Here is an 8,906-nt window from a genome sequence, read left to right on the forward strand (position 1 = left end):
CGCCACGCTCGTCGTCGCCCAGCCGGTGGCGATCGGCACCGTCAACGACCGCCTCACGGCGATCGGCAGCGGCGAGGCGATCCAGTCCGTCGTCGTCATGCCGCAGTCTTCCGGCACGATCAACGAGATCAGGGTCGTTTCCGGCCAGAAGGTCACCAAGGGCCAGGTGCTCGCCCGCCTCGACGACGAAGAACAGACGATCGAGCGCGAAAAGGCGCAGGTCGCGCTGCAGAGCGCCCAGGAAAAATCCGCTTCCTACAAGAACCTCCAGTCGTTCTCGCGCCTCGACGTGCTCAATGCCCAGATCGCCGAACAGGCTGCCAAGCTTGCGCTCGCCACGGCCGAACTCAACTTGAAGCGCCGCGATATCGTCGCGCCGATCGCGGGCATCGCGGGCATCGTCGCGGTCAATATCGGCGACAACGTCACCACCCAGACCAATGTGGTGACGATCGACGACCGCACGGCTATTTTGGTCGATTTCTGGGCGCCGGAGCGTTTCGCCGTCGCCATCGAGCCGGGCCAGGCAGTCGACGCGAGCTCGATCGCCCGTCCGGGCCAGGTCTTCTCCGGCAAGGTCGAGGCGATCGACAACCGTATCGACGCGGCAAGCCGCACGATGCGCATCCGCGCCCGTGTCGAAAATCCGGGCGATGTTCTGCGCGCCGGCATGGCCTTCAATGTCGGCATGCGCTTTGCCGGCGAAAGCTACCCGGCGGTCGATCCGCTCGCCGTCCAGTGGGACGGCGAGGGTTCCTATGTCTGGCAGGTCAAGGACAATAAATCGGTCAAGACCCGGGTGCGCGTCGTTCAGCGCAATCCCGATGCGGTGCTCGTGGGCGCCGAGCTCCAAGAGGGCGACAGGATAGTGACCGAAGGTCTGCAACGGGTGAGGGAGGGGGCGTCGGTCCGGGTTTTCGGCGCGCCGGAAACCGCTGAGGTGGCGCGCCAATGAAGATGGAGCTTCCGGGGCATGGCCACGACGACGAGGGGAAGGGCGATGCGGAGAAATCCAGCCAGAGCTTCACCGCTCTCTTCGTCCGCCGGCCCGTTCTTGCCGCCGTCCTGAACACGCTGCTCGTCGTCGCGGGTCTTGCGGCGCTTGCCGGCGTCGAAGTGCGTGAACTTCCCGACGTCGACCAGCCGGTCATCACGGTACGCACCAATTACGACGGCGCCTCGCCGCAGACGATGGACCAGGAAGTCACCCAGGTCATCGAAGGCGCGGTCGCCCGCGTGTCCGGCCTGAAGGCGCTGTCATCGCAATCGCAGTTCGGTTCCAGCCGCGTGACGATGGAATTTTCCGATAGAATCAACCTGTCGGAAGCCGCCAACGATGTGCGCGATGCCGTCGGCCGGGTCATCAACAAATTGCCGGAAGATGCCGACGAGCCCCGCATCGTCAAGGCTGACGCCGATTCCGACGCCATCATGCGCCTGGCGGTGACATCCTCGAAGATGTCGATGGAAAACCTGACCCAGCTGGTCAAAAACGCGGTCGTCGACCGCCTCGCCGCCGTGGAAGGTGTGGCGGACGTCGAACTTTACGGCGACCAAGACAAGGTATTCCGCGTCGACATCAACCAGGCTGCGTTGGCCGGTCGCGGCTTGACCGTTGCCGACGTTTCCAAGGCGCTGTCGAGCGCCGCTCTCGACGTTCCGGCCGGTTCGCTGAAGAGCACGACGCAGGACATCGTCGTCCGCGCCACCGCCAGCCTCACCAAGCCGCAGGATTTCGAAAACGTGCTGATCGGACCGAATGTCCGCATCCGCGACGTGGCGACCGTGGCGCTCGGCCCGGACGACGGCACGACCGTGCTGCGCGCCAACGGCGTGCAGGGCGTCGGCCTCGGCATCATCCGCCAGGCGCAGTCCAACACGCTTAACATTTCCGAAGGCGTCAAGGCCGCCGTCGCGGAGATGCAGAAGACCTTGCCGGAAGGCACCCGCATCGCGGTTACCGGCGACGACGCGATCTTCATCCAGGGCGCGCTGCACGAAGTCGAGACCGCATTGATGCTCTCGGCGGCGGTCGTCGTCGTGGTCATCTTCCTGTTCCTGCGCGACTGGCGCGCCACGCTGATCCCGGCGATCACCATGCCCGTGGCGCTGATCGGCACGCTGGTGGCGATCTATCTCGTCGGCTTCTCGATCAACATCCTGACGCTGCTCGCCATCGTCCTGGCGACCGGTCTGGTGGTCGACGACGCGATCGTCGTGCTCGAAAACATCGTCCGACGACGGGCGGAAGGCATGGGACCGCGCGCCGCCGCCGTGCTCGGCACCCAGGAAGTGTTTTTCGCCGTCATCGCGACGACCGCGACGCTCGCGGCCGTCTTCATTCCGCTGTCCTTCCTGCCCGGCCAGATCGGCGGCCTGTTCAAGGAATTCGGCTTCGTTCTCGCCTTTTCGGTGGCGCTGTCGTCGGTGACCGCCCTGACGCTCTGCCCAATGCTTGCGTCGCGCATGCTGACCAAGCCGATGAAGGAAGACCACGGCCTGCTCGGCGCTTTCGGCAACGTGTTTGCCAGCGTCTATGCGTCCTCGCTGCGGTTCTGCCTCAACGCGCCGCTTGTCGTCATCGTCGTCTCGGTGGTCTTCTCGGTCGCCGCCTACAACGTCTTCGGCCTCGTCAAGAGCGAGCTGACGCCGCGGGAAGACCGCGCCACGATCATGCTGCGCCTGACGACGCCGCAGGGCGTCAGCCTCGATTATACGCGCGATCAGATGCAGCGTGTCGAGGAGAACCTGAAGTCGCTGCGCGATTCCGGCGAGATCACCAATGTCTTCTCGATCTCGGGGTTCGGCAGCAACACCAATAGCGGCTTCATGGTTCTGACGCTGGCGCCCTGGGACGAGCGCACCCGCAGCCAGGACCAGATCGCTGCCGACGTCAATGCTGCAGCGCTCAGGGTTCCGGCGCTGCGCGGCTTCACCATGCAGGCGAACAGCCTGAAGATCCGGGGCGCCGGCAACGGGCTGCAGATGGCGCTGGTCGGCAACGACTACGACCTCCTGACCTCGACCGCCCTGAAACTCGTCTCGCATATGGAAAGCGAAGGCGGCCGGTTCTTCGATACGCCGCGCCTCACCAACGAGCCGACCCAGGCGCAGCTTTCGGTGGCGATCGACCGCGAGCGGGCCTCCGACCTCGGCATCGACATTACCGGCCTGTCGACTGCCATGCAGTCGCTGCTCGAGGGCCGTTCCGTCGTCGACGTCTTCGTCAACGGCGATGCGCTGCCCGTCAAGCTCACCTCGACCACAAGGCCGATCGACGATCCGACCGATCTTGAAAACATCTTCCTGAAGACCGGCGACGGCAAGATCGTGCCGATGTCGACGATCGCGACCCTGAAGGAAGGCGCGGTTGCGCCGCAGCTCAACCGCGAACAGCAGCTCGCGTCGGTCTCCATCTCGTCGAACCTGCGCGACGGCGTGGCGCTCGGCGATGCGGTCAAGGAAGTCACGGCGATCGCCCAGCCGCTGCTGCCGGCCGGTGTCCGCCTGGTGCCGATGGCGGAGGCCAAGACGCTTGGCGAAAACTCCAACGCCATGCTGATGACCTTCGGCTTTGCGATCGCGATCATCTTCCTGGTTCTGGCGGCGCAGTTCGAAAGCGTCTTGTCGTCGATCATCATCATGTCGACCGTGCCGCTGGGGCTTGCCTGCGCCGCGATCGCACTGGTGCTGACCGGATCGAGCCTCAACGTCTACAGCCAGATCGGCCTCGTGCTGCTCGTCGGCGTGATGGCGAAGAACGGCATCCTGATCGTCGAGTTCGCCAACCAGCTCCGCGACCGCGGGTCAAGCGTGCGCGAGGCAATCGAAACGGCCTGCGCCCTTCGCCTGCGCCCGGTGATGATGACGATGATCGCCACCGTCATCGGCGGCGTGCCGCTGCTGCTAGCTCAAGGCGCCGGCGCGGAAGCCCGTATCGCTCTTGGCTGGGTGATCGTCGGCGGCCTCGGTTTTGCGGTCATCGTGACGCTCTTCATCACCCCGGTTGCCTATCTTCTGATCGCAGGCTTCGCCAAGCCGCATGTGCACGAGGAAGCACGGTTCCATCAGGAACTGGCGCATGCCACCCGCCGCAAGCCGGAAAAGCAGGACAACGAGGAAGAGGACGGCAAGGAACGGCTGCTCGCTGCCGAGTAACGGGCCGAGTGACGATCCCGTTCGAGAGCGCGGGTACTTCGTTTCCTCCCATCCTTCCTGTCCTCGGACCTGATCCGGGGACAGAAGAGATAATGTCGAGGTTTTTTGCGATCTACCGGCCCAGCAAGGCGTTGAGCTGACCGGCAAGCTCGCCGCCACCGGCGCGGTCCTCGGCCATCTTCTGGAACAATCCCGCCATTCCCCTGAAAATCTGCGAGGCCGGATCGTCTTCGCCGAGGAATGCGGCGATCTCCTCCATCTCCGCCACCCAACGATAGGCTTTTGCATACATGTCGGGAATGGCGCTTGTGAGTTTCCGGTCGAGATCGGGCGCGCTTTCGGCCATCTCCCGCTTGAGGCTCTGGTCTGCACCCGATCCGATAGCTGCGAGAAGCATGGCGGTGCCAAGCCCGGTCATGCCCTTGTTGATGCCGGCATAACACATCTTCAACGCCGAGGCTGCTCCGACAGCCCCTTCGATCCGGCGGACGTGAAGCCCGTGCGCGGCGAGAACGGCGCTTTTGTCCGCCCCGTCGCCACTGATGTAGAGTTTTGGTCCAGCCTTTCCCGGCTGCGGCGGCAGGCCGATGATCGAGCCGTCCAGGACGTTCGCCTGGCCGGGCCTGAAAGCGGCTGCGACCGCATTCATCGTCTTTGGCGAGATCGCGTTGCAGTCGACGAATGTCACCGGGCTTGGGCGCTCTCCGATCGCTGCGGACAGACGTTCGGCAACGCCGATCGCCTCGGCGGGCGGAACGATCGACAGAACGATCTCCGCCCCGATGATGTCTTCAAGCGAGGCGGGTTCCATTCCGGCGGCCCTGGCCCGCTTGCGGGTCCCGGGTGAGCGGCCTTCCAGATAGGTCAGCACGCTCGCGCCGCCCTCCGCCAACTGCCGGCCGATCCCGCTCCCCATTGCGCCCGCGCCGATGATTGCAATTGTCGCCATCGCTGATCTCCTGAAATTTGATAAAGGCAGAACCTGATTTAGAGCATCGATCGGCGACTTGCAGGTAAACTATTTTGCGCCGGGACAAAAAGACCTGTCCGTGGCGCGGAGGCCCTGCCGGCGATTCGCGTCCGGCTCCCGGAAACTCACCCTGCCGGGGCGCAAGGACTTACCGGCACGGGAGGCTCATCGCCGACATCTCGCTGCGGTGGTCGGTTTCGAGACTTCTTGTGGTCACAACGGTCACGAGCCGGGCCTGTTAAACTTGCGGCAACCTTGTGCATGGCATGGCATATCCCGCCACGCAGCAGAAGGAGAGACGTATGGCGCTGATCGGCTTCAAGAATACCCATAACCAGTCCGTATACATCAATCCCGCCCAGGTGCTTTACGTCACGACCTTCGAAGAGGAAGTCACCATCGTTGCTCTTGCGCTCGCCAGCACCGGCGGCAAGCCCACGGCCGTCTATGTCCGCGGCAATGTCGATCAGGTACAGCAGCGGCTGAGCGTAGCCATAGCGGGCTAGGTTCGGCATCAGGTTTCGCGTCCGGCATCCTATTTCGAGTTCGTTGGCAGCGCCGTCGCGGGGATGTCCCAAGCTTCACCCGCCTGTCGGCTCAACGACTTAGTTTAATTTTCCACCTCTCTCATCCCCGTCCTCCCAGCCCGTGCCTAAAATCCCCCCGTTCCGTCGCGGATACACCGGCAGGCGTGCTGGCGAGGCGGGACCGGCGCCGGGTGGGAGGAAACGACGTAAGTCCTTCCATTCGGGGTCCACGGAAAATGGTCTCCCTCCGGCGACGCGGGACGGATGAGAAGCTGTCGGACCGACTTCTCGTTTCGTTTTCCGTCATGGTGCGCCGGGCGTGCCTGTGAGGCACACAGGGTGATCGGGGCTGCGCCGTGCGGCGTCCGAGGGTTTTTCAGAAAACCCGGATTGCGCGGCGCAGGTGGAAGACCATGCCGGGCGGCAGTCATGGCCTGCGGCATCCTGGTCTGCGAGCGTGCATGACGCCCTCTTTCGGAGGGGCACGCAACCGTTCCCACAAACCCCGTCATCGCAGAGGGACCGAAGTCGCGGATATTAACCGCCGAACGGGGCGCTGAGAGGTGTCACTTATTACTTATCTTACAAGGCAGCTTTCAGCGCCCCGTCCGACTCAAAAAAACGAAATCGCCAAGGCCGGATTCCGCCCGATCGGCCCACCGCTGTTCCGTCTGGACAAAACCCGACCCGTCGCCTAACCAATCCCTTGAAAAGACAAGGAGGAGAATGGCCATGGCGATCAAGGACGTGAAGGCGGGCCTTCGCAACGAAGAGGGCATCTCGACGGTCCTCGGCATCCTCAAGCAATCCTTCGGGGAGCGTTTTCAGACCGGCCAGTCGTTTCGCGAGCAGCACGCCCATACGACGACCTATCTGCCGGCCCAGCTTCCGGATGGCGTCGTCTTCGCCGAAAGCGCCGATGACGTCAAAGCCGTTGTCAGGGCCTGTGCCGAACATCGGGTACCGGTCGTGCCCTTCGGCGTCGGTTCCTCGCTCGAAGGCCAGGTGAATGCGCCGTCGGGCGGTATCTCGATCGATTTCAGCCGCATGAACAAGGTGCTTCGGGTCAGCCCGGCCGATCTCGACGTAACCGTCGAGCCCGGCATCACACGCGAGGAACTGAACCGTGAGCTTCGCGACACCGGCCTGTTCTTCCCGATCGATCCCGGCGCCAATGCCTCGATCGGCGGCATGGCCGCCACCCGCGCCTCCGGCACCAATGCGGTGCGCTACGGCACGATGAAGGACAATGTCCTGTCGCTCACCGTCGTCACCGCAGACGGCGAGGAAATCCGCACCGCGCAGCGGGCCCGGAAATCCTCGGCCGGCTACGACCTGACCCGTCTCTTCGTCGGCTCGGAAGGAACGCTCGGCGTCATCACCTCGGTGACGTTGAGGCTGCAGGGCATTCCGGAAAAGATCGGCGGCGGCGTCTGCGCCTTTCCGAGCGTCAAGGCTGCCTGTGACGCCGTGATCATGACCATCCAGATGGGCATTCCAGTCGCCCGCATCGAACTGCTGGACGACGTGCAGATGCGGGCCTGCAATGCCTATTCGAAACTCTCTTATCCGGAAAAGCCGACGCTGTTCCTGGAATTCCACGGCACCGAGGAAACGGTGGCGCTGCAGTCGGCGCAGTTTGCCGAGATCGCCACCGAGTGCGGCGGCGACGAATTTCTATGGACCGCCAATGCCGAGGAGCGGGCAAAGCTCTGGCATGCGCGGCACAATGCCTATTGGGCGAGCCGGGCACTGGCGCCCGAACTCGACGGCCTGTCGACCGATGTCTGCGTGCCGATCTCGCGGCTTGCCGAATGCGTCGCTGAAACCCAGGCCGATATTGCCGAGCAGGGATTGCTGGCGCCGATCGTCGGCCATGCGGGCGACGGCAATTTCCACGTCCTGGTGCTGTTCGACGGCAAGGATCCTGCCTCGGTCGAAAAGGTCGAGGCGTTCATCGGCCGTCTCAACCACCGGGCACTTGCGATGGACGGAACCTGCACCGGCGAGCATGGCATCGGCCAGGGCAAGATGTCGTTCCTGGAAGAGGAACTGGGCGGCGCCGTCCAACTGATGCGGACCATCAAACAGGGGCTCGATCCCAAGAATATCTTCAATCCCGGCAAGATCTTCAGGAATGCCGAATGAGATGCTCCCGCAAGCTTGACTTGCCTGCGAACCCAATGGAACTAGTCTCTTAAGCAAGATCAGGGAGACGGATACCGTGCTCGGACGCATCCTGTTGGCATTCGGCGGATTGGTGGTGGTGGCGCTGTTTACGGCGCTGCTTGCTCCGTTGTTCGTCGACTGGGCGAGCCTGCGGGTCAGCTTCGAGGAACAGGCAAGCCGCATCCTCGGCAAGAAGGTCACCGTCCACGGCAATGTCGATGCGCGTATACTGCCGTTTCCCTCAGTCACTCTGCACGACGTAAGGGTGGGGGCCGATACGGATGGCCAGCCTTTGGTGCAGATCGCGCAATTCTCGATGGATATGGAGCTTGCGCCCTTCCTCTCGGGCGAGGCGCGCATCTTCGACATGCGCATCGAGCAGCCGAAGGCGCGGGTCCGGCTGCTGAAGGACGGCACGCTCGACTGGATGCGCGGCAGCCGCGCCGCGATCCCGGCTCATACCGTCGTCATCGAGGACGTGCATGTCACCGGCGGCGAGATCGACCTGATCGATGAACAGTCCGGCCAGTCACGGCAGATCACCGGTTTTGCCGGCGACTTTTCCGCAGGTTCGCTGCGCGGCCCCTGGCGCGGTGAAGGCAATGCGACGCTCGACGGTTACGAGACCCGGTTCAACCTGGCGAGCGGCACGGCGGATGCCGAGGGCAAGCGTATGCCGCTGCGTCTCAGGCTCTGGCCGGATGCGCAGCCCGTTGAGATCAATCTCGACGGCGAGCTTACCGTTGCCGACAACAGGCCTGCCTATAATGGCAACTTCACGCTCGATTTCCTGCAGGAGGAGGACGAGACCGAACCGGTGACGCCGCCACCGCCCGGACCGCGCCTGAAGGGCGGTTTCGAGGTCACCAATGAGCGCATCCGTATTCCGCAATACCGGCTGGAAGTCGGGGCGAGCGACAATCCATACGTGGTGACCGGTGAGGCGACGCTCGATACCGGCAACAAGCCTGAATTCCTGCTGACGGCCGATGGCCAGCAGATCGACGTCAACCGGTTGGGCGACGGCGCGCGGGCCAAGACCGGTCGCGATGCCGCCGCCTCGGCGCAGCGGCGCATCAACA

6 protein-coding genes are annotated in these 8,906 nt (G+C 63.9%); 5 read left to right on the forward strand and 1 reads right to left on the reverse strand.

Annotated features, from left to right (window positions below; all coding sequences use genetic code 11):
• The coding region (locus tag MOV61_RS25875) for an efflux RND transporter periplasmic adaptor subunit (protein ID WP_247138632.1) at window positions 1-955 on the forward strand (955 nt) is incomplete at its 5' end.
• Window positions 956-957: 2 nt separating this feature from the next.
• Window positions 958-4,158, forward strand: coding sequence for an efflux RND transporter permease subunit (locus tag MOV61_RS25880; protein ID WP_247138637.1), 3,201 nt, complete (start codon window positions 958-960; stop codon window positions 4,156-4,158).
• 112 nt (window positions 4,159-4,270) lie between these two features.
• On the opposite strand, the gene MOV61_RS25885 is transcribed toward MOV61_RS25880, so the two are convergent.
• The gene (locus tag MOV61_RS25885) at window positions 4,271-5,107 is read right to left on the reverse strand and encodes an NAD(P)-dependent oxidoreductase (RefSeq protein WP_247138633.1); all 837 of its coding nucleotides are present in this window, start codon (window positions 5,105-5,107) and stop codon (window positions 4,271-4,273) included.
• Between the two features lie 287 nt (window positions 5,108-5,394).
• Here MOV61_RS25885 and MOV61_RS25890 point away from each other — a divergent pair, with 287 nt between their 5' ends.
• The 3 genes from MOV61_RS25890 to MOV61_RS25900 all read left to right on the forward strand — a co-directional run.
• Complete coding sequence (locus MOV61_RS25890) at window positions 5,395-5,634, forward strand: hypothetical protein (protein WP_247138634.1); 240 nt, start codon at window positions 5,395-5,397, stop codon at window positions 5,632-5,634.
• 753 nt (window positions 5,635-6,387) lie between these two features.
• The gene (locus tag MOV61_RS25895) at window positions 6,388-7,803 is read left to right on the forward strand and encodes an FAD-binding oxidoreductase (protein ID WP_247138635.1); all 1,416 of its coding nucleotides are present in this window, start codon (window positions 6,388-6,390) and stop codon (window positions 7,801-7,803) included.
• A gap of 76 nt (window positions 7,804-7,879) precedes the next feature.
• Window positions 7,880-8,906: AsmA family protein (locus tag MOV61_RS25900; RefSeq protein ID WP_247138636.1), on the forward strand; the 1,027-nt coding region annotated here is incomplete at its 3' end.

The sequence above is a fragment of the Neorhizobium sp. BETTINA12A genome (genome assembly GCF_023006485.1).
Lineage (GTDB): Bacteria > Pseudomonadota > Alphaproteobacteria > Rhizobiales > Rhizobiaceae > Neorhizobium.